The organism is Spirochaeta thermophila DSM 6192 (assembly GCF_000147075.1).
Classification (GTDB): domain Bacteria; phylum Spirochaetota; class Spirochaetia; order Winmispirales; family Winmispiraceae; genus Winmispira; species Winmispira thermophila_A.
The window spans coordinates 667,495-693,257 of record NC_014484.1 but is presented as its reverse complement, the minus strand read 5'-3'; the positions used below and the strand labels follow the sequence as shown (position 1 = coordinate 693,257).

22 protein-coding genes, 6 tRNA genes and 1 pseudogene are annotated in these 25,763 nt (G+C 63.6%); 18 read left to right on the top strand and 11 right to left on the bottom strand.

The features are described from left to right. Nucleotides 1-69: 69 nt before the first annotated feature. The gene (locus STHERM_RS12630; protein WP_013313412.1) at nucleotides 70-624 is read left to right on the top strand and encodes a PCC domain-containing protein; all 555 of its coding nucleotides are present in this window, start codon (nucleotides 70-72) and stop codon (nucleotides 622-624) included. Here STHERM_RS12630 and STHERM_RS03020 read toward each other — a convergent pair. From STHERM_RS03020 to STHERM_RS03005, 4 genes are all read right to left on the bottom strand, one after another. Beyond that, complete coding sequence (locus STHERM_RS03020) at nucleotides 621-2,090, bottom strand: DUF438 domain-containing protein (RefSeq protein ID WP_013313411.1); 1,470 nt, start codon at nucleotides 2,088-2,090, stop codon at nucleotides 621-623. The two genes, STHERM_RS12630 and STHERM_RS03020, sit on opposite strands and share 4 nt — an antisense overlap. Nucleotides 2,091-2,147: 57 nt before the next feature. Further along, entirely contained in the window at nucleotides 2,148-2,450 is a 303-nt protein-coding gene (locus STHERM_RS03015; protein WP_013313410.1) for a cupin domain-containing protein, read from the bottom strand. A 158-nt stretch (nucleotides 2,451-2,608) separates the two neighbouring features. Then, nucleotides 2,609-3,838, bottom strand: coding sequence for an MFS transporter (locus tag STHERM_RS03010; RefSeq protein ID WP_013313409.1), 1,230 nt, complete (start codon nucleotides 3,836-3,838; stop codon nucleotides 2,609-2,611). Nucleotides 3,839-3,852: 14 nt separating this feature from the next. Beyond that, entirely contained in the window at nucleotides 3,853-4,170 is a 318-nt protein-coding gene (locus tag STHERM_RS03005; RefSeq protein ID WP_013313408.1) for a PadR family transcriptional regulator, read from the bottom strand. A 136-nt stretch (nucleotides 4,171-4,306) separates the two neighbouring features. On the opposite strand from STHERM_RS03005, the gene STHERM_RS03000 reads away from it, so the two are divergent. The 6 genes from STHERM_RS03000 (at nucleotide 4,307) to STHERM_RS02975 (ending at nucleotide 11,046) form a co-directional block, all read left to right on the top strand. After that, nucleotides 4,307-4,747, top strand: a complete 441-nt coding sequence (locus tag STHERM_RS03000) for a MarR family winged helix-turn-helix transcriptional regulator (RefSeq protein WP_013313407.1) — start codon at nucleotides 4,307-4,309, stop codon at nucleotides 4,745-4,747. 6 nt (nucleotides 4,748-4,753) lie between these two features. Further along, the gene (locus STHERM_RS02995) at nucleotides 4,754-6,472 is read left to right on the top strand and encodes an ABC transporter ATP-binding protein (protein ID WP_013313406.1); all 1,719 of its coding nucleotides are present in this window, start codon (nucleotides 4,754-4,756) and stop codon (nucleotides 6,470-6,472) included. Continuing rightward, nucleotides 6,465-8,300: an ABC transporter ATP-binding protein gene (locus tag STHERM_RS02990; protein WP_013313405.1), complete on the top strand. Its 1,836-nt coding sequence runs from the start codon at nucleotides 6,465-6,467 to the stop codon at nucleotides 8,298-8,300. The genes STHERM_RS02995 and STHERM_RS02990 overlap by 8 nt, the downstream gene beginning before the upstream one ends. A 125-nt stretch (nucleotides 8,301-8,425) precedes the next feature. After that, nucleotides 8,426-9,307 (top strand): hypothetical protein, encoded by an 882-nt coding sequence (locus STHERM_RS02985; protein WP_013313404.1) that lies wholly within the window; start codon nucleotides 8,426-8,428, stop codon nucleotides 9,305-9,307. 69 nt (nucleotides 9,308-9,376) lie between these two features. Further along, nucleotides 9,377-9,883, top strand: coding sequence for a flavodoxin family protein (locus tag STHERM_RS02980; protein WP_013313403.1), 507 nt, complete (start codon nucleotides 9,377-9,379; stop codon nucleotides 9,881-9,883). 125 nt (nucleotides 9,884-10,008) lie between these two features. Next, nucleotides 10,009-11,046 carry a zinc-binding alcohol dehydrogenase family protein gene (locus tag STHERM_RS02975; RefSeq protein WP_148223854.1) on the top strand — a complete coding sequence of 346 codons (1,038 nt, stop codon included), beginning with the start codon at nucleotides 10,009-10,011 and terminating at the stop codon, nucleotides 11,044-11,046. Between the two features lie 23 nt (nucleotides 11,047-11,069). Here STHERM_RS02975 and pgsA read toward each other — a convergent pair whose 3' ends face one another. From pgsA to STHERM_RS02960, 3 genes are read right to left on the bottom strand one after another with little or no spacing between them, the layout of a single operon-like run. After that, nucleotides 11,070-11,657: a CDP-diacylglycerol--glycerol-3-phosphate 3-phosphatidyltransferase gene (pgsA, locus tag STHERM_RS02970; RefSeq protein WP_013313401.1), complete on the bottom strand. Its 588-nt coding sequence runs from the start codon at nucleotides 11,655-11,657 to the stop codon at nucleotides 11,070-11,072. Nucleotides 11,658-11,714: 57 nt separating this feature from the next. Continuing rightward, nucleotides 11,715-13,655 carry a methyltransferase domain-containing protein gene (locus tag STHERM_RS02965; RefSeq protein WP_013313400.1) on the bottom strand — a complete coding sequence of 647 codons (1,941 nt, stop codon included), beginning with the start codon at nucleotides 13,653-13,655 and terminating at the stop codon, nucleotides 11,715-11,717. Nucleotides 13,656-13,710: 55 nt separating this feature from the next. Next, nucleotides 13,711-15,948 carry an AAA family ATPase gene (locus STHERM_RS02960; protein ID WP_013313399.1) on the bottom strand — a complete coding sequence of 746 codons (2,238 nt, stop codon included), beginning with the start codon at nucleotides 15,946-15,948 and terminating at the stop codon, nucleotides 13,711-13,713. Between the two features lie 89 nt (nucleotides 15,949-16,037). Between STHERM_RS02960 and STHERM_RS02955 the strand changes: the two genes are divergently transcribed. After that, entirely contained in the window at nucleotides 16,038-16,688 is a 651-nt protein-coding gene (locus STHERM_RS02955; protein WP_013313398.1) for a hypothetical protein, read from the top strand. Between the two features lie 12 nt (nucleotides 16,689-16,700). Continuing rightward, complete coding sequence (locus STHERM_RS02950) at nucleotides 16,701-18,359, top strand: Na/Pi cotransporter family protein (protein ID WP_013313397.1); 1,659 nt, start codon at nucleotides 16,701-16,703, stop codon at nucleotides 18,357-18,359. Between the two features lie 51 nt (nucleotides 18,360-18,410). Here the strand turns inward: STHERM_RS02950 and STHERM_RS02945 are convergent. After that, nucleotides 18,411-18,484: transfer RNA gene (locus STHERM_RS02945), tRNA-Ala, on the bottom strand. A 127-nt stretch (nucleotides 18,485-18,611) separates the two neighbouring features. Here STHERM_RS02945 and argF point away from each other — a divergent pair. Continuing rightward, nucleotides 18,612-19,604 (top strand): ornithine carbamoyltransferase, encoded by a 993-nt coding sequence (gene argF, locus STHERM_RS02940; protein WP_041623192.1) that lies wholly within the window; start codon nucleotides 18,612-18,614, stop codon nucleotides 19,602-19,604. A 9-nt stretch (nucleotides 19,605-19,613) separates the two neighbouring features. Then, the gene (gene alr / locus STHERM_RS02935) at nucleotides 19,614-20,783 is read left to right on the top strand and encodes an alanine racemase (protein WP_237223338.1); all 1,170 of its coding nucleotides are present in this window, start codon (nucleotides 19,614-19,616) and stop codon (nucleotides 20,781-20,783) included. Here alr and STHERM_RS02930 read toward each other — a convergent pair. From STHERM_RS02930 to STHERM_RS02920, 3 genes are read right to left on the bottom strand one after another with little or no spacing between them, the layout of a single operon-like run. Next, the gene (locus tag STHERM_RS02930) at nucleotides 20,723-21,400 is read right to left on the bottom strand and encodes a GntR family transcriptional regulator (RefSeq protein ID WP_013313394.1); all 678 of its coding nucleotides are present in this window, start codon (nucleotides 21,398-21,400) and stop codon (nucleotides 20,723-20,725) included. The genes alr and STHERM_RS02930 overlap by 61 nt on opposite strands. 44 nt (nucleotides 21,401-21,444) lie before the next feature. Continuing rightward, nucleotides 21,445-22,500 (bottom strand): chorismate synthase, encoded by a 1,056-nt coding sequence (aroC, locus tag STHERM_RS02925; RefSeq protein WP_013313393.1) that lies wholly within the window; start codon nucleotides 22,498-22,500, stop codon nucleotides 21,445-21,447. Further along, a complete protein-coding gene (locus tag STHERM_RS02920; RefSeq protein WP_013313392.1) occupies nucleotides 22,487-23,035 on the bottom strand; it encodes a shikimate kinase in 549 nt (182 codons plus the stop codon). The genes aroC and STHERM_RS02920 overlap by 14 nt, the downstream gene beginning before the upstream one ends. A gap of 198 nt (nucleotides 23,036-23,233) precedes the next feature. Between STHERM_RS02920 and STHERM_RS02915 the strand changes: the two are divergent. From STHERM_RS02915 to tig, 7 genes and pseudogenes are all read left to right on the top strand, one after another. Continuing rightward, nucleotides 23,234-23,684, top strand: a pseudogene (locus STHERM_RS02915) (transposase); the annotation flags it as partial. Between the two features lie 115 nt (nucleotides 23,685-23,799). Beyond that, a tRNA-His gene (locus tag STHERM_RS02910) sits at nucleotides 23,800-23,871 on the top strand. A 10-nt stretch (nucleotides 23,872-23,881) separates the two neighbouring features. Continuing rightward, a tRNA-Arg gene (locus STHERM_RS02905) sits at nucleotides 23,882-23,955 on the top strand. An 11-nt stretch (nucleotides 23,956-23,966) separates the two neighbouring features. Then, a tRNA-Lys gene (locus STHERM_RS02900) sits at nucleotides 23,967-24,039 on the top strand. 106 nt (nucleotides 24,040-24,145) lie between these two features. Then, nucleotides 24,146-24,227: transfer RNA gene (locus STHERM_RS02895), tRNA-Leu, on the top strand. 17 nt (nucleotides 24,228-24,244) lie between these two features. Beyond that, a tRNA-Gly gene (locus tag STHERM_RS02890) sits at nucleotides 24,245-24,316 on the top strand. 81 nt (nucleotides 24,317-24,397) lie between these two features. Beyond that, the gene (tig, locus tag STHERM_RS02885) at nucleotides 24,398-25,750 is read left to right on the top strand and encodes a trigger factor (RefSeq protein ID WP_013313390.1); all 1,353 of its coding nucleotides are present in this window, start codon (nucleotides 24,398-24,400) and stop codon (nucleotides 25,748-25,750) included. Nucleotides 25,751-25,763 lie beyond the last annotated feature (13 nt).

Here is a 25,763-nt window from a genome sequence, read left to right as displayed (position 1 = left end):
CTGGCTCTGTCCCACGAAGATGTGCAGGACCGCAAGATATCTACTATACTTCACAGTAAGGGGGGACGTATGGAACATGCGGAGGCGGTCATCCGTAAGGCACTGGTGGTGCGGGCAGCGCCGGGGGAGGACCTGGTGCCTGCCCTCATGGAAGCCGCCTCGGCGGCCCACATCCGGGAGGCCCTCATAAGCCCTGTCCTGGGGAGTCTCGAGCGGCTGCGGCTGGTGCTCCCCGTGGGGAGGGAGGAGGGGCGCATTCTCTTCAGCGATCCGATCGAACATGAGGGACCGGTCGAGATCGTGGGAGGGGGAGGCTTCCTCTGCCGGAACGAGGAGGGAGAGCCGGAGGTGCACCTCCACCTGGTGGTCTGCCTCGCCTCGGGAGAGCTCGCCGGCGGGCACGTGCTTCCCCACGGCAACCCGGTGCTCGCCACGGTGGAGTGCGGACTCCTCGTGCCGGCGGGGGTGCACCTCGTGCGGAGGAGGGACCCCCTCCTGGGGGTGCCGGTCCTCCATCCCGAGCCCCGCCCCTCCCTCACCCACGCCCTGCACGGCCACCACCACCGAGGGGGGAGCGGGCGGACCAGGAGGAGAGGCGCTCCCTTACCCCATGGGCTCCCCTAGTCCTCCCAGTCGAGGAGGCGCTTCTCCCCCTCGAGCCGTCGTATCTCGGTGACGTCCTGCGAGACCTCGAGGCAGCCCCGGTACCGTCCCTGCCCGTCGCGGAGGGCGAAGTACCTGATGTGGATGAACCTGCCCTTCATCTGGATCCAGAACTCCGCCACGTCCTTCTTGCCCTCTTTGAACGCGGTGAGGATCTTCTCCACGATGTGGACGCTCTTGGGGGGGTGGCAGTTGCGCACGTCCCGGCCTATCACCCCGGGGCTTCGGGGGAAGATCCTGTGCGGTGTGTCGGTGTAGTAGCGGACCTTGTCGTGCTCGTCGACGAACGAGATGTCCACGGGGAGGTGCCTGAGGATGAGATCGGCCTGCTCCACGGTGAGCTGCCCGGTGCTGAAGGGGAAGAGCACCGAGGTGCCGAGGAGGGCGGGAAGCTCGGAGGCGGGGCGCATCCCCTCGGGAGCGGGGACCGCCGCGGGTCGTGCGGCCTCACCGGGAGAGGCGGTCTCGGGGAGAGGAGGAGGCGGGCTCACCCAGGCGTAGCCGATCTCCTCTTCCCCTTCCCTCACCTTCCGCCACTCCTCCTCGGAGAGCGTCTCAAGGGCGAGGGGGAAGAGGATCCGCTCCTCCTTGTAGATCATCTCCCGGACGGCGGTGGCCACCTCCCTGAAGAGGGATGCGAACCGCTCGGCGTCGCGTGATGAGGCGAGCCTGACAAGTTCCTTGATGCCGGCCCTGATCTGGTCGTGGATGGCCCACATCACCTGTGAGGGACCGGTCACCCCATGTTCCTCGAGCCTCGGGAAGAGCTGGTGCTCCTTGCGCAGGTAGTGGAGGTCGATGCGGGAGAGTTCTTCCAGGAGGGGGACGATCCTCTCCCACGCAGGTCCTTCCTCCATGGCCTTTTCGACCTGTTCGAGGAGGGAAGCGGCGTGGGAGTCCTCTTCCATGAAGGTGTGCACGGGGTGGCCGGGCGGGACCGTGGGCCGCTCGCGCTCCTCCAGTGCCTCCCTGAAGACCTGTACGTGCACGTCGCAGAGCCGCTGCACCTCTTCCACGGGTAGACCTTCTGCGATGAGCTGTTGCTCCATCTCGGCGATCTCGGGGGCATCCACGTCCTTCACGAGCTCGGAGAACCTGCGCTTCACCTCGTCGAAGGGGGCTCCTCTGTGCAGGTCCATGATGAGCTCCTTGAGGATGTGCACGCGCTCCTCTCGTGTGGGCTTCGCTACGAGCTCCACCTCCACCCCCCGCTCCCTGAGAAGCGAGGCGATGCGGGAGAGGAGGTCCTCCACGGGGATCTTTGCCATGGCGGCGGCCTTCTCCACGGTGGCGACCTTGGCGAGGGTGGCCCGGGCGATGGGGTTCTTGAGGAGGGAGAACTCGGGGGCCACGCCTGCGAGCGAGTCGGCCATATCGGGATGCGCGGCGAGGATCTCGGAGATCTTCGTGTGGGGCGTGAGTGTCATGGTGTTCCTCCGTTTCGTGCTGATGAGAGGTTCATCGTGTGCCTCATCTCGGGCCGTTCAGGCCCTGAGCATCACGAGGAGGAACCGGGCATCCTCGACGGCCTCGAGGGCATGGAGCACCCCCGCGGGCATGAGGATGCCGCTTCCGGCGGTGAGTGCGGCACGCTCCTCGCCTATGGTCACCTCGAGGCTCCCCTCGAGGAGCACGATGTAGGCGTCGTAGGGGGCGCTGTGGGGGGAGAGGCGCTGCCCCCTGGAAAAGGCGAAGAGCGTGAGGCTCCCGGACGGGCGCTCCAGGAGGGTCTTGCTCACGATGGCCCCCTCCTGCACGGAAAGGTCGAGGTTCACCGGCTCCGCCATCTCTGGTCCTCCTCATCTTAAGGCTACCTCTATGATACCTCGGGGCGGGGGAGGAGTCCACAATTACGACAAAAAAAGTCGGATTTAGGTGTAACACATGTTACACTCTCCTCTGGGCACGGTCCCCCATGGGCCGTGGGAGGCGATGTCGCGGCCCGCTACGAGGCATGCTCCCTTCGGTGCACGCGCCAGGCGATGAGGAGGGCCATCACGGAGAGGACCTGCACGGTGACGGAAAAGACCACCAGGTAGGCCGGCGCCCTGTCGTAGAGCAGGCCCATGAGGGCGCTTCCGGCAAACCACGCCCCGCCGAAGACGGTGTGGAACAGGCCGTAGGCCGTGGCCCTGCGGTCGTGCGGCACGAGGTCGGCGATGACCGCGCGCATGACCGACTCCTGGGTGCCCATGCTGATGCCCCAGAGGGCCATGCCGGCCACCACGGCGGCGGGGCCGCCCAGGAAGAGGAGCGGGGCGGTGAAGACTTCCAGGGTCCACATCACAGGGAGGACGGCGAAGCCGATCCTGTCGTAGAGCACGCCCACCAGGAGGGCGGCGCCGGCATCCACGGCCATGGCGCCCGCGTAGAGCGCGGGGATGAGGGGCTCGGGGAGGGCGCCGGCCCTCCCAAGGTGGAAGGCCACGAGCGGAAAGTCCGCCACGCCGGCGGCGAGGAGGGCGGCGGAGGCGAGGTACCACCCATAGGCGGGAGAGAAGGTGGTCCGTCCCAGGTGCGGTGCGTGGGAGGATGCCTCCAGGTCCGAGGGCCGGGGGAAGAGGAAGCGTGCGGCAAGCACGGCGAGCACGGCGAGCACGGCGGGGATACCCAGGAGGGCGAAACCGAGTCGGTAGGTCGCCTCGGAGCCGGCACCGCGCGTACCGGTGAGGAGGAAGAGGAGGGAGAGGAGGGCGGGCCCGAGGAAGGCGCCGATCTGATCCATGGCCTCGTGCAGGCCGAAGCCGAGGCCGCGGCCGGTGCGCGAGGCGGCGTAGGAGAGGAGGGCGTCGCGGGAGGGGTTGCGCAGGCCCTTGCCCAGACGCTCGGCGAAGATGAGCAGGACCGCGAGTTCCCAGCGGCCCACAAGGGCGAGGAGGGGGATGGCCCCCAGCTGGACGGCATAGCCAGCGATGGCCACGGTCCAGTAGCGCCGGGTCCTGTCGGCGAGCTTCCCGGAAAAGAGGCGGATCGCGTACCCCAGGAACTCGCCCGCCCCCACCGCAAGCCCCACGGCCGCGGCCGAGGCACCGAGCACCTGCATGAACTGGCCCACGAGGCTGCGGGCCCCTTCGTAGGTCATGTCGGCGAGGAGGCTCACCACCCCAAAGAGCACGATGAAGGCAAAGGCCTTTTTCCGCACGGCGTCATCCTCAGGTCTCGAGATCCCGTTCATAGACGCACCTCCGGTCATTCTCCATGGAGCACCTCACGGACGAGCTCTCCGATGCGGTGACGGGCCATCTCGAGCACCCTCCTCCCCTCCTCGGTGATGACGTAGTACCTCCGCCTCCTCCCGTCCACCAGCCGCTCCTCTGAGGAGAGGAACCCCTCGGCCTCGAGGCCGTGGAGGGCAGGATAGAGGGAACCGGGACTCAGCTCGTAGCCGTGCCTTTTCAGCTCGCGTATCATCGCGAGCCCGTAGATGGGCCCCTGTGAGGCGTGGTGGAGGATGTGGAGCTTGATGAACCCTGCGAAAAACGACCGCACGATCCGCTCGGTGTCCATGTTGGTATCGTGTTCCGTTATCGGATTTCGATACTATAGTAGCGGCACACCCGGCCCCTGTCAACAGGGCGTAGTTGACAGGATCGCATGGTTTCACTATTGTTTAGATATCTAACTATCGGCTCCAGGGTAACCCATGATCGAAGAACTGTCCTCGGCCTTCGAAGACCTCATGTTCCTCAAACGGAAGGTGTTCCGGAGTCTCCTCGCAGAAGAGGGAGTCTATCCCGGACAGCCGGGCATCCTCTTCCACCTCTTCCATCACCCCCACACCGATCAGAAGGGGATCGCCGAGGCCCTGGGCATCACCCCGGCGAGCGCCACGGTGATGCTCCGCCGCATGGAGCAGGCCGGCCTCATCACACGCGCGAGAGACCCCCACGACAGACGTCGCATCCTCGTCTCTCTCACCCCGGACGGCCGGATAAAGGTGGAGCGGCTCAAGGAAAAGATCGGGTCCTTCCACCGCACCATGTTCTCGGTGCTCACCCCCGAGGAGCAGGAGGCCTGTACGGCCATCTTCCGGAGGATCGCCGACCACCTCTCCCGCACCTTCGGGATCCACCACAAGGAGTAGCCCTTCATGAAGTTGCTCGCCCGCTACATCGCCAGGTACTGGTACTTCGCCCTCGGCTCCCTCCTCTTCATGGGGACCGAGGTGGCCGTGAACCTCGCCCAGCCGGCCCTCATGGGCCGGGTCGTCGATGAGGGCATCATCCCCAGTGACATGGGGGCCATCGTGCGCCTCGGGCTCATCCTCTTCGGGATCGTGCTCATAGGTGTGGCTGGCGGGATCGGCTGCACCATCACCGCGAGCGCGGCTGCCACCCGCACCGCCCGCGACCTTCGGGATCTCCTCTACCACAAGGTCTTGCGGCTCTCCCTCAAGGAGGAGTCCCGGTTCGGTGCCGGCACCCTCATCACCCGCCTCACCGGGGACATCGTCCAGGTACAGACCATCGTGCACATGCTCCTCCGGATGATGATCAGGGCCCCGCTCCTCGCCCTTGGCGGACTCGTCATGTCGTTCCTGCTGAGCCCACGGCTCACCCTCATCATGCTCGCCTCCCTCCCCCTCCTTGCCGGCATCCTCATCTTCCTCATACGGAAGGGTATCCCGCTCTTCGTGGAAGCCCAGGGGGAGATGGACAGGCTCAACACCGTGGTGCGAGAAAACCTCGAAGGCGTGCGGGTGGTGCGGGCCTTCGTGAGGACAGACTACGAAGAGGGACGGTTCGGGAAGGTGAACGACAGGCTGAAGGAGGTGATGACAAAGGCCTCCAGTCTCATGGGGCTCGCCTTTCCCCTCGTCTTCCTCATCATGAACCTCTCCATCGTGGCAGTGCTGTGGGCCGGGGGCTTCCTCGTGCAGGAGGGTACCGTACAGGTGGGGACCATCATCGCCCTCACCAACTACCTCCTCCAGATCCTCTTCGCCCTCATGATGATAGGTTTCTTCTTCATGGGACTCTCCCGTGCCCAGGCCTCGCTCCTCAGACTCTCCGAGCTCATCGAGGCACCCGAGGAGTCCCTCAGCCTGGAGTCTGTGCAGATCCTTCCTTCCAGGTCCCCCGCATCCCTCGTGGTGGAAGACCTCTCGGTGGCCTACGACGGCACACCAGCCCTCTCGGATATCTCCTTCGAGGCCCCGGCGGGCACCCGCATAGGGGTCATAGGCCCCACAGGTGCAGGCAAGACCACCCTGGTGATGGCCCTCCTCCGGATGACTGAGCCCTCGGGAGGACGCGTGCTCCTCGACGGTGAGGACATTCAGGCCCTCTCCCTCGAGGAATTGCGGGCCCGGATCGCCGTGGTCTTCCAGAAGCCGGTGCTCTTCCGCGGCACGGTGGCGGACAACCTGAGGTGGGGCTTCCCCGGAGCAACAGAGGAGCAGATGATCGAAGCCCTCAAGAAGGCGCAGGCGTGGGAGTTCGTCTCCCGGCTCCCTGGCGTGCTCGAGGCCCGCATCGAGCAGGGGGGTACCAACCTCTCAGGCGGCCAACGCCAGCGACTCGCCATCGCCCGTGCTCTCGTGCGCCCCGCCTCCCTCCTCATCCTCGACGACGCCACGAGTGCCCTCGACGCCGCCACCGAGTCCCGCCTCCTCTCCTCCCTCCGCACCCTCCCCGTCACCACCCTCCTCATCTCGCAGCGCATGAGCGCCATCACCACCTGCGACCTCATCCTCGTGCTGGACGACGGCCGCCTCGCAGGCGCCGGCCCCCATCCCCTCCTCCTCGAACAGTGTCCCCTCTACCGGGAACTCTACGAGACCCAGATAGAAGGAGCCCTCCATGCGTAGCCCCACCGGACCCTTCCGCCACCAGGCCCCCCTCGACGCCCCCCGCCCCACCCGCATCCTCCCCATCCTCACCCGCCTGTGGCGCTACCTCCGCCCCTACCGCACCCCCCTCCTCGTGGCCCTCCTCGCCGTACTCGCCACCACCGTCGCGAGCCTCGCCGCCCCCCTCTACCTCAAGACCGCGGTCAACGCCATGGCATCCGGTCCCGGCGCGGTCAACCTGTCCGCCCTCCTTTCCGCCGTCCTCACCATGGCCGCCCTCTACCTCGCCTCCACCGGCCTCACCTGGATCCAGGTGCGCGCCCTCATCACCGTCACCCAGGGCACCCTCCACCGCCTCCGCACCGACCTCTTCTCCCACCTCCAGCGCCTTCCCATCCCCTACCTCGACCGCACCCCCCACGGCGACCTCATGAGCCGCCTCACCAACGACGTGGCCACCCTGGAGACCACCCTCAGCCAGACCCTCACCCAGCTCGCCTCCAACATCCTCCTCCTCGTCGGCTCCCTCGCCATGATGCTCGCCCTCTCCCCCCTCCTCACCCTCCTCACCGCCCTCATCATCCCCCTCGCCGTCCTCACCACCCGCACCCTCGCCCGGATGAGCCGCGAGGCCTTCCGGAACCAGCAGCACCTCCTCGGCACCCTCAACGCGATGGTCGAAGAGACCGCAGGCGGCCTCCGCGAACTCAAGGCCTTCGGCAGGGAGCGGCGCTTCCTCGAGGACTTCACCACCACCAACGAACGATTCACCGCCACCGCCTACCGGGCCATGGTGGTCTCGAGCATCCTCCCCCCCATCATGAACGCCCTCAACGGCCTCTCCTTCCCCATAATTGCCCTCGCAGGCGGATACCTCGCCCTCGAAGGACACCTCTCGGTGGGCGTGGTCGCCGCCTTCCTCACCTATGCCCGCCAGTTCTCGCGCCCCATCAACGAGATCTCCAACCAGTTCACCCTCATCCAGAGCGCCCTCGCAGGCGCCGAACGCATCTTCCAGCTCCTCGACGTAGAGGAAGAGCGCGACATCCCTGAAGCCCGACCCCTCACCACCACCTCCGGCCACCTCACCATCGAGCACCTCACCTTCGGCTATGACCCCGCCCGCCCCGTGCTCCGCGACATCACCCTCGACGCACCATCCGGAAGCCTCATCGCCATCGTCGGCCCCACCGGCGCAGGCAAGACCACCCTCGTGAACCTCCTCATGCGCTTCTACGACCCCCAGGAAGGCCGCATCCTGCTCGACGGAAAGGACACCCGCACTATCACCAGGGCCTCCCTCAGGAGCCACATGGGCATGGTCCTCCAGGACACCCACCTCTTCACCGACACCATACGGGAGAACATCCGGTACGGACGACCCGATGCCACCGACGAGGAAGTGGAGGAAGCCGCCCGCATCGCCGAGGCACACCACTTCATCCAACACCTGCCCCAGGGTTACGACACCCTCCTCACCGACAGGGGAAGCAGCCTGAGCGAAGGCCAGCGGCAGCTCCTCACCATCGCCCGCGCCGTGCTCACCGACCCCGCCGTCCTCATACTCGACGAGGCCACCAGCAGCGTGGACACCCGCACCGAACGACACCTCCAGAAGGCCCTCCGCACCCTCATGAAGGGCCGCACCAGCTTCGTCATCGCCCACCGGCTCAGCACCGTGCGCGAGGCCGACCTCATCCTCGTCATCAGGGAAGGACGCATCGTGGAACAGGGCACCCACGAGGAACTCATGCGCCGAAAAGGCCTCTACTGGCAGTTCCACCAGCACCACCAGGACGAGGCGGAGCTCCCCACCCCCGGAGCAGGCGGAGGCTCCTCCTCATAGGCTGCGCATACCCACAGGCCTCGCCCCTCACCGCCCCCCTACCCTCTTCCCCGTAGGCACCCCTCCCGTAGCCCCCTTCCCCACCTCCCCCACCCTGCGCTACCCTTCCTTAGGAGGATCCTCCCATGACCCTCAGACGCATCCTCCTCCTCTTCCTCCTCACCATACCCCTCACCGCCCGCGACTTCCCCCAATCCATCCTCACCATCCACCCCTTCCCCGACACCTACACCTCCCCCCTCCTCCCGCACGGCACCCTCCGCCTCTGGTACGAGACCTACACCCTCAAGGAGAGCCCCACCGACAGCTTCCACATCGGCATCTCGGGCGCCGCCACCCCCCTCGCCTGGCGGAACCTCATCGCCCTCCGCATCTACTTCGACTCCATCCTCGTCGTCGGCCCCCTTGCCCCCGGCGACGAGCCCGCCTCGGTCATGGAGTGGTGGATGAACGCCGTCCAGTACCAGTACGGCGCCCTCCTGGGCGTACGCCTCTCCCCCCTCGTCCTCGCCGCCGAGTACTCCCGCATGAGCTTCCACCCCCTCCGCTGGCGCATCCGCGACGACCTGCACCTCACCGACCCCGCCACCGACAGGCTCGGCCTCCTCATCACCACCCCACCCCTCTCCCCCCTCCCCTGGCTCACCATCATCCCCTCCCTCAGGGCCGCCTACGTCGACCTCTTCGACTACTGGCAGGCCCACGGCCTCCCCGAGTTCAGGGAAGACGCCTACTTAAGGGCCGGCCTCCTCCTCACCCTTCCCCTCCACCCCCTCATCCACCCCTACCTCGAGACATGGAACGACCTCCTCCTCTTCCCCGACACCACCGGCTACGCCGCCCGCTTCGAGACGGGCATCCTCCTCCCCTCACCAGCAGGCGGGCTCCGACTCCACCTCGTGACCAACACCTTCTCCGACACCCAGGAGGTGGAGGAAGGCCCCTTCCCCATGACCACCGCGGGATTCGGCTTCACCTTCATCGTCTCCTCCCCCGGTGGACGGTAGCCTCCCCACCTGGTATCTTCATTCAAGAGAAGAGCCTCTGCGCACTCGAAGAGACACGAGGAGGGAGCTATGCCGAAGATCACCATCATCTACGACTCGGAGACCGGCAACACCAGGGCACTCGCAGAAGAAGTCGCAGAAGGCGTGCGGGAAGGAGGGGTGGAAGCCGTCCTCACCCACGTGGACCAGGCCGACGCGGCCGCCATCCTCTCCTCGGACGGCCTCATCGTGGGCTCGCCCACCTACTGCGGCGGGATGTCGTGGAAGCTCAAACGATTCTTCGACCAGCACGTGGATGCGGCCTGGGGCAAGGCCAAGGGCAAGATAGGGGCCGCCTTCACCACCTCGGGCGGGCTCGGCGGCGGCAACGAGGCCACCCTCTTCTCCATCCTCAGCGCCCTCATGAACTACGGATTCCTCGTCTTCGGGCTTCCCGACTACTCGGCACCCGGCGTCACGGCACACTACGGCGCCGTGGCCGTAGAGGCGCCAGGCGAGGCCCAGAAGAAAGCCGCCCGCATGCTCGGACGCCAAGCCGCAGAGTACGTCAAGCAGATGAGGGGGAATGCAAGGTAGAGCACGAGCCCACCACACGATGACAACAGAACACAGCACCAGATCCCTTCAAGAGGCCATACTTGGTCTTCACCTGAGGAACCAAAAGGAAATGGAAAGGATATAAGCACATGAAAGGAAAAGCCATGAACCACCTTATGCGGGTCCTGATCATCAACGCCCCCCATCGGGCGGTTCTGGAAGAACGTCCGATCCCCCATCCTGCACGGCACGAAGTCCTCATCCGGGTACATCGGGCAGGGATCTGCGGCTCCGACCTTCATATCTACGAGGGCTCGAATCCCTTCGTCTCCTACCCCCGTATACCAGGGCACGAACTCGCAGGGGAAATCGTCTCTTGGGGAAGCGAAGTGAGGGACGCCCCTCCGCCGGGCACAAAGGTGGTCGTGGATCCGGTGATAAGCTGTGGGAAGTGTATCGCCTGCAGGATGGGCCACCCCAATGTCTGCTGCGACCTTCAGGTGGTAGGCGTGCACCGAGACGGAAGCTTCGCCCCCTACCTCGTGGTGCCGGCCGCGAACGTGTATCCTATCCCCGAACATCTCACATGGAATGAAGCAGTCTTCATCGAACCCTACTCCATCGCCGCGAACGTGAGACACAGACTCCAAGTGACCCCAGACGATACCGTGCTCATCATAGGAGCGGGAATCATAGGAACCCTCACGCTCCAGGCGATACGGCTCACTGGGGCGCGAACCATCATCTGCGACATCTCGGAACCTGCGCTCGAGAGAGCGAGACGCATGGGCGCCGAAGAGACCATCAACACCGAAGGAAGAGACCTCGCAGATGCAGTCCTCGCATACACCGGAGGAGAGGGACCCACGGCCGTGGTGGACGCCGTGGGAGCGCCCTCGCTCTTCGAGTCCATCGTCAGGAGCTGTGCACCGGGAGCCCGTATCGTTCTCCTGGGCTTTTCTTCTGTCCCCACCCCCGTCCGCCAGTCTGAGATCATCCGCAAGGAGCTCTCCATCCTGGGAAGCAGACTCAACAACCGGAGATTCCCCGAAGTCGTCTCATGGTTCGCTGAAGGAAAGATCGATCCCACCCCACTCTTCGTCGGAGAGTACTCCCTCAAGGAGGCCCCTTCACTGCTTGATCGAATCAGCAAGGAGAGAGCGCTACCGGGAAAACTCATCCTTCGGCTTCAAGAAGAGTGAGGCATGGCGTCGGAAGGGCTCCCTCAGGAACGGAGCTGCTCCCAGCCAGCCCTCACATACTCCAGAAAGGAAATATACGCCGCCACCACTCCCGCCCCAAGCACGACAAAGAAGACGAGCCCCAACACAGGAACGAGGGGGCTCTCAGGGATCACCCCTCCGACTGAGTAACGCACGAGCCCCAAAAACGTGGCCACCGCGTAGAGCACCGTCTTCACCTTCCCCCCCGTCTTCGCCCCGAGGGCGATCCCCTTCCGCGCGAGCATCATCCGAAGGAAGGTCATCGCGAGCTCCCTGTAGAGCACGAGCAGGAACACCCACGCCGGCATGATCCCCGCCTCCACGAAGCACAGGAAATAGGTGAGGCGCGCCACCACATCGGCGAACGGGTCGAGAACCTTCCCGAGGTCGGAGACCGTGCCGGTAGAACGGGCCACCATACCATCGAAGAGATCGGAGAACTCCATCACCAGATACAAGACCCACACGAGCCCCAGGGCGAGCCACGGAGAGGTGGGTACCCATTCGGGCACGAGAAGAAAGAGCACAAAGAACACCGGTGCGAGGCCAATCCTCACCACAGTGAGCAGATTCGCCGCATGCTGTCTCATACCCTCACCCTAGTACGGCATGGGAAATCTGTCAACGAACGGGGACCAGCCCTTGCGCTACCGTATCCCCAAACGCCTCTCGGCCGCCTTCAGGATGGCCTGCAGCATCTGGGGATACTCCATACCGGCGAGACGCGCCATCTTTGCGAGGTGCCCGTCCCAACACCAGCCGGGGTTGGGGTTCACCTCCAGAAGATACGGATTCCCATCCGCGTCGCATCTCCAGTCGAACCGGGCGTAGTCCCGACACTCCAGTCGCTCGAAAAGACGGACACACCACTCCACGATGGACTTCTCCGTCGCCTCGGGAAGCCCTGCGGGAATCGACTGGAGGGCCTTCCAGTAGGGAGAGTCGGGGAGCCATTTCGCCTCGTACCCGCAGATCCGAGGAAGCTCCGGCGGGAGTGCGGAGTAGTCCTCCTCCACTATGGGGAGCACCATGTAATCGTCCGGCGGATTGCCGATGATCCCCACCGTCAGATCCTTCCCCGTGAGGAACTCCTCCACAAGTACCGGCTTCTCGTAGCCGAACGTATCCCTGATCTCGGAGATGCAGGCGGAAAGCTCATCGAGCGACCACACCACGCTCTTCTGCGTGATCCCGAAACTGGAATCTCCGAGGTTAGGCTTCACGATCATGGGAAAACCGAACGGCACCTCGAAGACGATCGACGTGGGATCTATGAAGAAGGCACGAGGCACGGGCACACCCATCTCCTTCGCCACCCCCCGTACGAGCGACTTGTCGTAACAGAAGGCGAGCCCCTGAGGTGTGGCGCCGGTATAGGGGATACCGAGCATCTCGAGGAGCGCCGGCACGTGCAGCTCCTTCCTCGGATCGTTGAAGAACCCCTCGTCACACAGATTGAACACGTAATCGATCTTGCCCTTGAGCCTCATGAGATCCTGTATGAGGGTCTCGTGGCGAGAAAGATAGGTGAAGGAGTAGCCCGTACACTCTTTGAGCGCAGCCTTGAGACGGTCGATGGTGTAGAAGTCGTCGTCATCGAAGACCATGAAGGGTTTGAGGGGATCGGGCTTCGAGGGGTCGCCCATCACCACCGCCACCTGAGTGGACACGTTCTTCTTTTTCGGTTTTACAGGTGTCCACTCCTTCCGTATCCTCGCACTCACCAGGATGCGCCGCTCCATCATCCCGAGGTCCTGCCCCCGTGCCGAGTCGGGGGTGAGAGTCCCGTGGAAGGACACCTCCTGGAACCCCGCCTCCTCGAGGAGAGATCGTATGAGCTCGGGCGTGTAGAGCCTCTCGGCATAGAACTGATCCACCTCCACCCCCTTCTCGGTATGGACGATCACCTCCCGTGAGATGAGCCTCTGCCGATCAGCCGAGAGGGCCCGCTCCCTGCACACGAAGTGCTTCGGATCGATCCACTCCCAGGAACGGGGCACATAGTGCGCTCTGAGGAAGTCCCCATCGGCCAGATCGAGGAGCACCCGCCCCCACGGTTTGAGGACACGCGCCACCTCCTTCAGGACAAGAAGATCGTCCTTGCTGGTCTCGAAGTACCCGAAGCTGTTGCCCAGGATCATCACCACATCGAACTGGTCCGGGGGATGGGGGAGCTTCCTCGCATCCCCTTCTCGGAACCTCACCGGAATCCCCTCCTTTGCCGCCTGGGCCTTCGCCCTCTGGATGAGGTAGTGGGACCTGTCGAGTCCTTCCACCTTGGTGAAACCCCTCCGAGCGAGCTCGAGCGAGTGACGCCCCTGCCCGCAACACAGATCGAGCACCGCCTCATCCTCTCTGAGGTCGAGCACCGAGGTGAAGAGGTCCACTTCTCTTCTGGTGATGGCAAGATCATCCACCACATCGCCGTCGGTTTTCATGTAGTAGGAGTTGAAGATCCTGGACCACCAGTCAGGAGCTACGTGGGATTCCAGATCCGAGAGCGGCCCAAGACAGCGGGCCCGTGCGGCAGGGATCCGTCTTCGCCTCCGTTCCGGAGGCTTGTCTGTGTCTCGTACCTTCTCTTCCATAACAGAATGCCTACCTCCTCATACCGATTTGGAGAGGAGCGTATGCCCACCCCCTTCATCGTGTCAATCGGGACATCGACAAGGCAGGAGAGAGCCTGAAGACCAGTATCGGGCGCCGCCAGGGTACTTCCCTGCCAGGGAGCGTCTCGAGGAGTTTCTGCCTGATGGCGGTCGCGAGGGCAGGCTCGAGGGTGGCGAGGTGGAGCCCGTAGCCTCTGTTGGGATCACCCACCCATCTGAGGACATCCTCTCTGGTGAGGGTACGCTTGGTGGTGTACTCGTAGCGTGCCACCTGAGTGAGTGCGAGTCCAGCACGCCTGGCGAGTTCGGTGAGGGTCCCTTGGTCCCAGTTGACTCTGGGGTCCTCAGGATTGGTGAAGAGGTGCTCCTCCACCGAGGTGAGGGCCTCGCGGAGTGGGGTCTCGTCGCCTCGCCAGGGAACGAGGGGGGAGAGGCGCTGGGATGCGCGAAAGAAGGCTTCGGCACACACGGCGATCCCCCCGGGTTCCAGGAGCGAGGCGAGGTCGGCGAGGAGGCGTTCCTTGTCGGGTGAGGGCCCGAGGATGTTGCGTACCAGGATGCGCTCGAAGGTCTGATACCCGAGTCTCGCCTCTTGCACACACGTGGGGAGGGGGCCTGTGTCCACGAGGAGGACGGGGGCGAGCAGGTCGTCGATGCCGGCTGCCTGGTGCCTGATCCGTTGGGCCTCCTCCTCCGACGAGACGGCGCACACCACCTGTCCCTCCGGGGCCCTCCGGATCGCCTCCCACACGAGGAAGCCGGCCGGTCGTTCCGCCACGAGGACCCGATGGTGCCGGACGATCTGTGCGCGTTGGAAGATGTGGTCCCTCAGCTCCTCGAGATGAGGTCGGAGATCGGTCTCGGTCCTCCGCCACCATTCCTCCATCCCCTTTTCCGGGGTGAAGGTGAGGACCTCCTCTTCCACCTGGGCGGCCGCTGTGAGTTGGAGTTCCCGTCGTCGTAGCACCTCTTCCCTGATCCTGGCCTCGTATCCCTGCTGGCTGGGTTGGTAGAAGACGCGGCCTTTCAGCTCCCTGGGGAGGTAGTTCTGGGCCACCCAGTGCTCGCGGTAGGAGTGGGGGTAGAGATACCCGTCTCCGTGGCCGAAGCCTTTCGCGTCTCTGGAGGCATCCTTGAGGTGACGCGGCACTTCATGGGTCTTTTCCTCACGTACCGCCTTGAGTGCGTCGAAGTAACCGAGCACCGAGTTGCTCTTGGGGCACGTGGCGAGGTAGAGTGCGGCGTGGGCCAGGTGGTACTGCCCCTCCGGCAGCCCCACCCGGTCGAAGGCCTGGGCGCAGGAGAGAACCACGGTGATGGCGTGTGGATCGGCCATGCCCACGTCTTCGCATGCGAGGATGAGCATGCGCCGGAAGATGTAGTGGGGATCCTCCCCTGCGTCCACCATGCGGGCGAGCCAGTAGAATGCCGCGTCGGGGTCGGAGCCGCGGAGCGACTTGATGAAGGCGCTGATGATGTCGTAGTGGAAGTCTCCTTCCTTGTCGTAGAGCACGGCTTTGCGCTGGATGCTGTCTTCCGCCACCTCGCGGGTGATGTGGATCACCTCTCCTTCAGGCGGGGGGAAGGTGTCCGGGGTAGTCTCCACCGCCAGTTCGATGGCCGAGAGCAGGGTCCGCGCGTCGCCGTCTGCTACGGTGATGAGGTGTTCCAGTGCATCGTCGTCCATGATGATCCGGTACTTGCCATAGCCCCGTTCCGGGTCTTTGAGGGCTCGTTCGGCGATGGTCCTGAGGTGCTCGCGTGTGAGGGGTGTGAGCTGGAAGATCCTGCTCCGCGAGATGAGGGCCGAGTTGACTTCGAAGTAGGGGTTCTGGGTGGTCGCTCCTATGAGGATGACCGTACCGTTCTCCACCCAGGGGAGGAGGGCGTCCTGTTGGGCCTTGTTCCACCTGTGGACTTCGTCCACGAAGAGGATGGTGCGCCGACCGTGGTAGGCCATTTCCTGTCTGGCCTTCTCTATGGCCGCCCGTACTTCCTGTACACCGCTCAAGACCGCATTGAGCGAGAGGAAGGCGCTCTTGGTGTGGTTGGCGATGACCCGGGCGAGGGTGGTCTTGCCGCATCCGGGCGGGCCGTAGAAGATGACCGAGGAGAGCCTGTCGGCCTGGATGGCCCGACGGAGGAGCCTCCCCGGACCGAGAATGTGCTCCTGTCCCACGAACTCGTCCAGGGTACGGGGACGCATGCGGGCGGCCAGCGGCTCGTCGTGCAGGGATTTCGCTGCGTCGAATAGATTGTCGGCCCTGTTCACACGGCTATGATATCACGAGGAGCCGTGTTGCAGAAGAGGCGGTTCGTTTCCTTGACATCGGCACCTCTTTCTCCTTACAGTAGGGAACAATGCCCATTGCAGGAACCTTCTGCATCCCCCGCATCAGGGAGAGTCTGCACGCCTTCAAGAAGGCCTTCCCCTCGATCAACAGGCGTCTCTCCGTGCAGCGTGAGGACTTCACGGACACCCTGCTCGAGCACATCCTCCTCGCCTACCAGTTCCTCAACCGTCTCCTCTCCCGGGGTATCGACATCTTCTCCCCTGCAGGCCTCTACGCCCTCCTCGAGGTGAACCACCTGGTGATGTGCGGGAACGACCCCGCCACGCGTCTCTCGTTCCATCTCCACATCGAGGAGACCCGCAGGCGCTACCAGGAGAACATCGACCTCATCCTCCCTTGGGTGCGCAAGGCGAGGGGAAAGCTCCCCCCCTTTGCCTTCATCACGGAGTTCTATATAAAGTGCCTGAGTCACCCCCAGCTCTTCGTAGAGGGGAATCACAGGACCGGCAACATCCTGGTGAACTACCTCCTCGTGAGCGAGGGGTTTCCCCCTTTCATCGTGACCCCGGAGACCGGGTACGAGTACCTCGAGCTCTCGGGGGCGGTGAAGTTCTCCTCGAAGGAGAAGGTGCTGGATACCGTACTCCCGCTCAAGAAGGCAAAGAAGCGGCTCATGGGTCTGTTCCGGGAGCACGGTGATGCCCGTTATCTTGCGTGAAGGAGCGAGTCAATGGCGGCAGTGTGGAAGATCATCAACTTCATAGGAGGCCTCTCGGTCTTCTTCTATGGCATGCGCCTCATGAGCCTGGGGCTGCGTAAACGCGCAGGCGGGCGACTCCGGAAGGTGCTCAAGTCGTTCAGCGACACGCCCCTTAAAGGAGTCTTCTCCGGTACGTTTGTGACCTCGGTGGTCCAGAGCTCTTCGGCCACCACGGTGCTCGTGGTGAGCCTGGTGAACGCGGGCCTCCTCGCCCTGGAGGAGGCAATCGGAATCGTCTTCGGCGCCAATATCGGGACGACGTTCACCGCCTGGATCGTCTCGTTCTTCGGCTTCAAATTCTCCCTCTCATCCCTCGTGCTCCCGGTGTTCGCCCTCGCCCTCCCCCTCATGTTCAACAGGAGCGAGAAGGTGAGGGAAGTGGCGGAGGCCCTCTTCGGGTTCTCCCTGGTGTTCCTGGGGCTTTCGATCATCAAGGACCAGGTGCCCGATGTGCAGGTGACCGAACAGAGCGCGACGTTCTTCAGGTTCTTCCACCATGAGAGCTTCCTCTCGGTGCTCGCCTTCGTCCTCCTGGGGACACTTGCCACCATGATCCTCCAGTCCTCGAGCACCACGGTGGCCATCACCCTCACCCTGCTCTACAAGGGGTGGATCTCGTTTCCCCTCGCGTGCGCCGCGGTGCTCGGTGAGAACATCGGCACCACGGTGACCGCGCTCCTCGCCTCCATCCCTATGAACCGCCAGGCCAAACGGATCGCCTACGCCCACACCCTCTTCAATGTCACCGGGGTGCTCTGGATGCTGGCCGTCTTCCCGTGGTTCGTGAAGCTCGTGGACATCGTGGTGCCAGGGCCGGTGAGTGACGCCGGGCTCGTCACCTACCATCTTTCGGCCTTCCACACCATGTTCAACATCATCAACACCTTTTTGTTCATCTGGTTCGTGAAGCCCTATGCCGCGCTCTTGAGGCGTATCCTCCCGGAGGAGGCGGCGAAAGAAGAGCTGGTGCTCGTGGCCTCGCCCTTCCCCGAGAGCCTCGAGTCCAACCTGGTCTTGATAGAGAAGGCCCTCTCCAGGATGGCCGAGCGTGTCTTCGACATGGCCTTGGTGATCCTCCACTCCCTGGGAGGGGACGACGCCGACCTCGACCGGATGGCGGAACAGGCCCGCGAGATGGAGCTGCGTTTCGATGAGATGGAGGAAGCCATCCACGTGACCCTCACCAGGTGCGCGACCGAATCGATGGCTGAGGAGCAGGCGAAGCGACTCATGGCGTATCAGCTCATAAGCCGGGCCCTCGAGAGCATGAGCGACAGCCTCTACCGGGTGGCGCGGCTCCTCAAGCAGCGGGGTGACCTTGATATCCCCTTCCACAAAAGGGGGATGGAGGAGCTGCAGGACTACCTCCAGATCATCCTCGACTTCCTGCGGTACAACGTGAGCTATCTCTCGGGAGAGCTGGCGGCCTACGATGTGGAGCACGCCTACAGGCTCGAGCAGCGGATCGACGGTATGCGGGACTCCCTGAGGAAACGGGCGAGGAAGAAGCTCACCAAAGGGGCCGACGTGAGGGGCGAGCTCCTCTTCATGGACGTGGTGCGACATCTGGAGCACGTGGGCGACTACTCGCTCGACGTCTCTCAGGCGATCAAGGAGATGGCCGGCTGAGACCTGAGGAGGGAGACGAGAAAGGCCTGCCCACACGGGCAGGCCTTTTCGTGGAGCTGATGGGAGTCGAACCCACGACCTCATGGATGCGAACCATGCGCTCTAGCCAACTGAGCTACAGCCCCACGATACAGGTATATAGTACGCGAATCGGAGGTCTTTGGCAAGATGGGGGTCCACCCCCTCCTTGCCTTCTTAGGGAAAACCGGGCTACTCTTGTGGGTATCTTTTTCCGGCAGGAGGAGGGAACCCATGGGGGTCAACCTTGCAGGACGTTCGTTCCTCTCGCTCTTCGACTTTACGCCCGAGGAGATCCGGTATCTCCTCCGGCTCTCGCACGAGCTCAAAGGGTTGCGCAGGGCGGGGGTGAGGAGACGACTCCTGGAGGGGCGACACGTGGTCCTCATCTTCGAGAAGACCTCCACGAGGACGCGCTGCGCCTTCGAGGTGGCGGCTGCGGACGAGGGGGCGCATGTGACGTTCCTCACCAACAGCCAGCTCGGCAAGAAGGAGTCGCTCGAGGATACGGCGCGGGTGCTCGGCAGGTTCTACGATGGGATCGGCTTCAGGGGGTATGCCCAGGAGACGGTGGAGGCGCTCGCCCGCTACTCCGGGGTTCCAGTGTGGAACGGGCTCACCGATGAGTGCCACCCCACGCAGGCCCTCGCCGATGTGATGACCATAGAGGAATACGTCCGCAAGCCACTCTCGCAGGTGAGGCTGGTCTTCGTAGGGGATGCCCGGAACAACGTGGCCCGCTCCCTGCTGGTGATCTCGGCCAAGCTCGGGATGCACTTCGTGGCGGTCTGTCCTCCTGCCCTCTCTCCGGATGAGGAGTTTCTCGCACGGGCAGAGGAGGTGGCGCGGGGGACCGGGGCCCGTATCGAGATCACCGATGACCTCGATGGGGTTGAGGGGGCGGATGCCCTCTACACGGATGTGTGGGTCTCCATGGGCGAGGAGGACAGGTTGGAGGAGCGGATCCGGCTCCTCGAGCCGTACAGGGTCGATATGGCCCTCGTAGAGCGGACGGGGAATCCCGAGGTGCTCTTCCTCCATTGCCTCCCTTCGTTCCACGATACGAATACCGAGATGGGGCGGCTGGTGTACGAGCGTTTCGGCATAAAGGAGATGGAGGTCTCCGACGAGGTCTTCAGGAGCCGGCACTCGGTGGTGTTCGAGGAGGCGGAGAATCGGCTCCACACCATCAAGGCGGTGATGCTCGCCACCCTGGGGGCGGTGTAGGAGGTGGGGGTGCGTGGGACGCATGCGGTGATCTATCTCTCACACCTCAGGCACAACCTGCGGGAGATCAGGCGGCGGGTGGGGGAGGGGCGGATGGTGTGTGCGGCGGTGAAGGCGGATGCGTACGGCCATGGGGCAGTGGAGGTGGGGAAGGTGTTGGTGGAGGAGGGGGTGGAGATGCTTGGGGTGGCCACGCCGGAGGAGGGGGCGGAGCTGGCAGGGGTGGGGGCGAGGGTGCTGCTTCTGGGGCTCACGGATGGTGCGGGGCTGGAGCTCGCGGTGGAGGCGGGGTTGGAGCTCGCGGTGGGGGATAGGGAGTATGTGCGCGAGGTGGCGAGGGTGGCGAGGGCGAAGGGGAGGAGGGTGCGGGTGCACGTGGAGGTGGATACAGGGATGGGGCGGACGGGGTGTGCGCCTGAGGAGGCGGTGGGGGTGGTGGAGGAGGTGGAGGGGGCGGGGGTGCTGGAGCTTGCGGGGATGTGGACGCACTTCCCTTCGTCGGACGAGGCGGATGACGGGTTCACCGAGGCCCAGGTGGAGCGATTTCTCCAGGTGGTGGGGCGGGTGAGGGCGCGGGGGATCTCGCCGGGGCTGCTCCACGCGGCCAACTCAGGAGGGATTATCGGGCATCCTCCTTCCTGGCTCGACATGGTGAGACCAGGGATCTCCCTCTACGGCTACTATCCTTCCGAGGAGCAGGAGCGAACCCTTTCCCTCCTCCCGGTGATGGAGTTCGTCTCGCAGGTGGTCTTTCTCAAGAAGGTGCGGAAGGGCACCCCTGTCTCCTACGGCCGCACGTGGCGCGCACCGCGTGATACCTGGATCGCCACCGTGGCCGCAGGCTATGCCGACGGTTACAGCAGGCTCCTCTCTTCACGGGCCGAGGTGCTCATACGGGGGAGGCGTTACCCTGTGGTGGGGCGGGTGTGCATGGACCAGTTCATGGTGGATGTGGGTCCCCACCCCCGGGTGCGCCGATACGATCGCGTGGTCCTCTTCGGTCCCGATCCTTCGGGGCCTTCGGCAGAGGAGCTTGCCCGTCTTGTGGGCACCATTCCCTACGAGATCACCTGTGCGGTCTCCCGTCGGGTCCCGCGTCTCTATGTGGAGGAGAGCCCCTACCTCTCCGGAGGGTCGAGCTCTGCCCACAGGGGTGGACTCACGAGATACGAGCGGTAGATATGGCGCCGCATGGTACGGGCAGCCTCGTCGGGGTCGCGGCGGGCGATGGCGTTCACCACGTCGAGGTGTGAGTACTCCTTTATGAGCGGCACTTCCTGGTACTTCTCTTCCGATTTCACGAGCAGGGTGAAGAGGTGGATCCGTTCCAGGCTCTCCAGGAGGAGCGTGCTCCGGGTGAGTTTCACGAGCTCGAAGTGGAAGGAGTAGTGCGCCTCGTCGAAATCCGTATCCTCGTGTGCCTTGCCTGCGAGCGAGTCCACGTAGGCGGCGGTCTTTCTGAGGGCCTCTATCTCGTCGATTCCTATGGTGTAGCACAGGATCCTCACGGCCTGGGCTTCCACCGCCTCACGGAGGATGTACATGTCGGCGAGCTGTTCCTCGTTCGGGACGATGACCCGTGAGCCGTAGTAGGGGTGGGATTCCACGAGCCCCTCGCTCTCGAGGCGGTTGAGCGCCTCCACCACGGGGATGACGCTCACACCGCAGAACTCGGCCATGCCCCGCTTGCTCAGGCGGGTGCCGCACGGGAGCTTCCCCTCCATGATGGCCTGTTTGATGGTGCGGTAGGCCCTGTCAGAGGCCCGTTCACGAGGCGGGCGCCGTCGTGTGCTCATCTTGCATCGAGGATACTACATCGCCGGCCGGGCTTCAATGCACCCTACTTCCACATGGCCTCCTGGCGCTTGTAGTGGTCTTCGATCACGATGGCGGCCATGGCCTCCACCACGGGCACGATCCTGGGACAGATGCACGCATCGTGTCGGCCCTCGGTGATGATCTCGGTCTCGTTGCCGTCGATGTCGATGGTGCGCTGCGGTCGTGCGATGGAGGAGGTGGGCTTGACCACCACGCGGAAGACGATCTCCTCCCCGGTGGAGATGCCGCCGAGGATCCCTCCCGCGTTGTTGGTGAGGAAGCCCTGTGCGTTCATCTGGTCGTTGTGTTCGCTTCCCCTCATGTCGGCCGCCCTGAACCCTGCCCCGAACTCGATCCCCTTCACCGCACCGATGGAGAGCATGGCCTTGGCGAGGTCGGCGTCGAGCTTGTCGAAGACCGGCTCCCCGAGCCCCGGCGGTACCCCCCTGATCCGGCACTCCACGATCCCCCCCACGCTGTCGGTTTCTTCCTTTATCGTGCGGATGCGCTCCACCATCTTCTCGGCCGCCTCCGGATCGCAGGCCCGCATGGGGTTCTTCTCTATCACGACGGGGTCGAAGGTGCGGCACTGGATGCCTGCAGCCCGCAGGGTGTAGGCGATGATGGAGATCCCCCGCTGGGCGAGGATCTTCTTGGCCACGGCCCCGGCGGCCACCCGGGCTGCGGTCTCCCTCCCCGAGGCGCGACCGCTCCCCCTGTAGTCGCGTATTCGGTACTTCTTGTGGTAGGTGTAGTCGGCGTGACCTGGCCTGAAGAGGCGGGCGATGGCCTCGTAGTCTCCGGGCCGCGTGTCCTGGTTGTAGAGGATCATCATGAGCGGGGTGCCCGTGGTCTTGCCCTGAAAGACCCCGGAGTAGATGTGGACGATGTCCGACTCCTTGCGCGGGGTGCCCACCTCCGACTGACCCGGCTTGCGGCGGTCGAGCTCCTTCTGGATGTCCTCTTCCGAGAGGTCGAGGAGGGGAGGCACCCCGTCGACGATCACGCCCACCGCATGGCCGTGCGACTCGCCGAAGGTGGTGATCCTGAAGAGCGTGCCGAAGCTATTTCCTGGCATAGCCGTGTTCCTCCAGTGCAGCAAGTATCGAGCGTGCGAGCTCGTCCTCCCAGATGCCCCGTGCGTGGACCACCAGGTCGGCCTGGGCGAGGTAGGCCGTGTGCCGGCGCTCGTAGAGCGAGAGAAAGGCGGCCCAGGGGTCTGGCCCCTCGAGGAAGGGCGGCAGTCCCCCCTCAAGGATGCGCTCGTAGAGGATGCGGGGCTCCTCCTGGAGGTAGACCACCACCCCCCGCTCCTTGAGGGCCGCGAGGGCCTCGGGGTTGTCGCAGATCCCCCCGCCGGTGGCGATCACGCACGGGTGTGGGGCCCAGGTGGCGAGGAAGCGCGCCGCCTTTCGCTCGAGCTCCTTGAACCCCTCCTTGCCGAGGAGCCGGTAGATCTCCCGCACCGACCTCCTGGTCCCTGTCTCGGCCTCGTGGATGCGCACGAGCTCCTCATCCACATCGAAGAAGGGAAGACCGAGGAGTCGGGCGAGCGACGTGCCGGCCGAGGTCTTGCCCACGTGTTTGAGCCCCACCAGGACGATGCTCTGCATGGGGCGAGTATACCCGCCTCCCCGTCCCTGTGCAACGAGGTGAGGGGGGATATACACCCTCCTCTTGGGCCTCCCAGGGGTTGTGCCATTGTGGATTGAAAGAAGTATGGAAAAAAGATAAAGGGCATCTCCTTCCACCACACCAAAGAGAGAAGGCGATACCCCATGAAGTATGTCAACGTACATGCATTGGTTGCTATACAGAAGACCTTTGATCAGACGGTCTTGGAGGATATTGAGCGAAAGGGAGAAGAGGCACGTACAGGAGAGGCGGCGGGCATTTCGGGATGCCTACCGGAAGCTCTTAGAGACACGAGAGAAGGAGGAGGCGGAGAAGGCCCTTGAGGGGTTCTGGAAAGAGTGGGGAGCCCGTGCGCCGCGGATGACCGCCGCGCTCCTGTGGCGGAAGGACCGGCTCTTCTCCTATCTGGAGTTGCCCTATGAGTGGAAGGAGAAGGTGAGGACGAGCAACCTTGCGGAGAACATGTTTCGGCACATGAGAAGCTTTCTGCGGAGGTATCCTGGGTATATGAGCCGAGCCCATGCGGATGAGGCGGTAGGCCTCTACGTGGTGGGCATGCAGATACACTCGCAGGCTGGGAGACGCACCCCTTATCAGCTCCAGCTCAATTTCAACACTCCTCCTTGACAGTGCTTGCAGGCCTCTCCGGTTGACAGAGCCGGCCTTCCCATAGTATCGTAGAGACAGCCGATAGGACTTGACAAACGACCCGAATTTTTGCACATTTACACCCGCAAAGAGGGTGGGTGTAGTTCAGTGGTAGAACACCAGACTGTGGATCTGGGTGTCGCGGGTTCAAGTCCCGTCATCCACCCATCCAGCATGCGCCTGTAGCTCAGCTGGATAGAGTGCCGGACTTCGAATCCGTGGGTCGTAGGTTCGAATCCTACCAGGCGCGTGAAGTACTGTGGGCCGTTAGCTCAGCTGGTAGAGCAGCAGACTCTTAATCTGCGGGTCGAAGGTTCGATCCCTTCACGGCTCACGAGGGCCCCCGAAAGGGGGCCTGTTTTTTGTCTCCTGCCCGCATCTTCTCGGCAGCAGCTCTTGACACATACCGGGCTTTTCGCTACTATACTCCTCGCACACGTGCGAGAGTGGTGGAACTGGTAGACACGCTAGACTTAGGATCTAGTGCCTTCGGGTGTAAGGGTTCGAATCCCTTCTCTCGCAGGTTCACCACTCCAAGTGCGGGAGTAGCTCAGTGGTAGAGCTCCACCTTGCCAAGGTGGATGTCGCGGGTTCAAGTCCCGTCTCCCGCTTGGCGATCTGGTCCTTTCCAGATCGCCTTTTTTTTGCTATATTCCCTTCCATAACAAAGCGTATCGAAAGGATGGACCACTGTGATCAAGGACAAGGAGATTCAGAAACTCGACAATTCGGCCGTACGCCTCACCATCACCATCGATCAGCACGATGCCCAGAAGATGTATGACGAGCTGCTCGCCCGACTCCAGAAGGATGCGCAGATACCCGGCTTCCGGAAGGGCAAGGTGCCTACGTATATCCTGGAGAAGAAGTTCGGCGAAGGGCTCCGCTACGAAACCGCCGAACGCCTCATACAGGAAGGGCTCAGAGAGGCCTTCGACCAGATAGAGGAGAAACCGCTCTCCTATTCCGTTCCCTCCCTCACCTCCGACTTCCCCACCGACTTCTCCAAGGACGTCACCTTCACCGTGGAGTACGACGTGTACCCCGAGTTCACCCTCCCCGACTACAGCGACATCACGGTGGAAGAGCCCAAGGTCACCATCTCGAAAGAGGACATCGCGCGGGAGCTCGAGAAGCTCAGGAAACAGAACTCCTATGTGGTGGAGAAGCAGGACGGCGAGGTCAAGGAGGGTGACATCGTCACGGTGGACTACTGGGAGCTCGACGGGGAAGGCAACCCCGTGGAAGAGTCCCGGAGAGAGGACTACGTCTTCACCGTGGGGACCAGGTACAATCTCTACGAGTTCGACGACGATCTCATCGGTGCGAAGAAAGGGGAGGTTCGTACCATCACCAAGGAGTTCCCCGAGGACTACCGGTTCGAGGAGTTCAGGGGCAAGACGATCACCGTACAGGTGGAGATCAAGGCCATCAAGGAACAGCGCCTGCCGGATCTCGACGACGAGTTCGCCCAGGATATAGACGAGGCCTACCAGACCCTCGACGACCTCAAGAAGGCGATCGAGGAGCGGCTCATGGAACAGGCCAAGGCGGTCATCCGACAGAAGAAGATCGACCAGTTCCTCACCGAGCTCGCGAAGCGTACCGAGATACCCATCCCCGCCTCCATGCTGAAGGCCGAGATGGACGCATCCTACCAGCAGCTCGCCCAGCAGTACCGCACCACGGTGGAGGCGCTCGACAAGGTGCTGGAACAGGATGGGAAGACCAGGGAACAGATCTACGAGGAGTGGAAACCCTCGGCCACAGAGGCCCTCAAGAAGCGGCTCATCATCACCCGGCTCATCGAGGAAAGGAAGATAGAGGTCTCCGATGATGAACTCGAGACCTTCTTCAAGGAAGTAGCCGAGGGCGCGGGGGCGTCGGCCGACCAGGTGAAGGCCTACTACGCCCAGATGGGACAACTGGAACAGATCCGCTATGACCTCAAGGAGCGAAAGCTCTTCGACCAGCTCCTGGAAGAGATCAAGGTAAAGAAGGGTCCCAAGGTCCCGTTTGTGGACTTGGTAGGGGCAAATGAGTAATTTAATACGAGAA

What these genes read in the sequence shown, in the direction of transcription:
- STHERM_RS02955 (WP_013313398.1), top strand. Translation starts at nt 16,038, where the DNA reads ATGCCCATTGCAGGAACCTTCTGCATCCCCCGCATCAGGGAGAGTCTG.
- STHERM_RS02980 (WP_013313403.1), top strand. Translation starts at nt 9,377, where the DNA reads ATGCCGAAGATCACCATCATCTACGACTCGGAGACCGGCAACACCAGG.
- STHERM_RS02965 (WP_013313400.1), bottom strand. Translation starts at nt 13,655, where the DNA reads ATGGAAGAGAAGGTACGAGACACAGACAAGCCTCCGGAACGGAGGCGA.
- STHERM_RS02930 (WP_013313394.1), bottom strand. Translation starts at nt 21,400, where the DNA reads ATGAGCACACGACGGCGCCCGCCTCGTGAACGGGCCTCTGACAGGGCC.
- STHERM_RS02995 (WP_013313406.1), top strand. Translation starts at nt 4,754, where the DNA reads ATGAAGTTGCTCGCCCGCTACATCGCCAGGTACTGGTACTTCGCCCTC.
- pgsA (WP_013313401.1), bottom strand. Translation starts at nt 11,657, where the DNA reads ATGAGACAGCATGCGGCGAATCTGCTCACTGTGGTGAGGATTGGCCTC.
- aroC (WP_013313393.1), bottom strand. Translation starts at nt 22,500, where the DNA reads ATGCCAGGAAATAGCTTCGGCACGCTCTTCAGGATCACCACCTTCGGC.
- STHERM_RS02985 (WP_013313404.1), top strand. Translation starts at nt 8,426, where the DNA reads ATGACCCTCAGACGCATCCTCCTCCTCTTCCTCCTCACCATACCCCTC.
- STHERM_RS02990 (WP_013313405.1), top strand. Translation starts at nt 6,465, where the DNA reads ATGCGTAGCCCCACCGGACCCTTCCGCCACCAGGCCCCCCTCGACGCC.
- STHERM_RS03005 (WP_013313408.1), bottom strand. Translation starts at nt 4,170, where the DNA reads ATGGACACCGAGCGGATCGTGCGGTCGTTTTTCGCAGGGTTCATCAAG.
- STHERM_RS03020 (WP_013313411.1), bottom strand. Translation starts at nt 2,090, where the DNA reads ATGACACTCACGCCCCACACGAAGATCTCCGAGATCCTCGCCGCGCAT.
- STHERM_RS12630 (WP_013313412.1), top strand. Translation starts at nt 70, where the DNA reads ATGGAACATGCGGAGGCGGTCATCCGTAAGGCACTGGTGGTGCGGGCA.
- STHERM_RS02920 (WP_013313392.1), bottom strand. Translation starts at nt 23,035, where the DNA reads ATGCAGAGCATCGTCCTGGTGGGGCTCAAACACGTGGGCAAGACCTCG.
- STHERM_RS03010 (WP_013313409.1), bottom strand. Translation starts at nt 3,838, where the DNA reads ATGAACGGGATCTCGAGACCTGAGGATGACGCCGTGCGGAAAAAGGCC.
- STHERM_RS02950 (WP_013313397.1), top strand. Translation starts at nt 16,701, where the DNA reads ATGGCGGCAGTGTGGAAGATCATCAACTTCATAGGAGGCCTCTCGGTC.
- STHERM_RS03000 (WP_013313407.1), top strand. Translation starts at nt 4,307, where the DNA reads ATGATCGAAGAACTGTCCTCGGCCTTCGAAGACCTCATGTTCCTCAAA.
- STHERM_RS03015 (WP_013313410.1), bottom strand. Translation starts at nt 2,450, where the DNA reads ATGGCGGAGCCGGTGAACCTCGACCTTTCCGTGCAGGAGGGGGCCATC.
- argF (WP_041623192.1), top strand. Translation starts at nt 18,612, where the DNA reads ATGGGGGTCAACCTTGCAGGACGTTCGTTCCTCTCGCTCTTCGACTTT.
- STHERM_RS02975 (WP_148223854.1), top strand. Translation starts at nt 10,009, where the DNA reads ATGAACCACCTTATGCGGGTCCTGATCATCAACGCCCCCCATCGGGCG.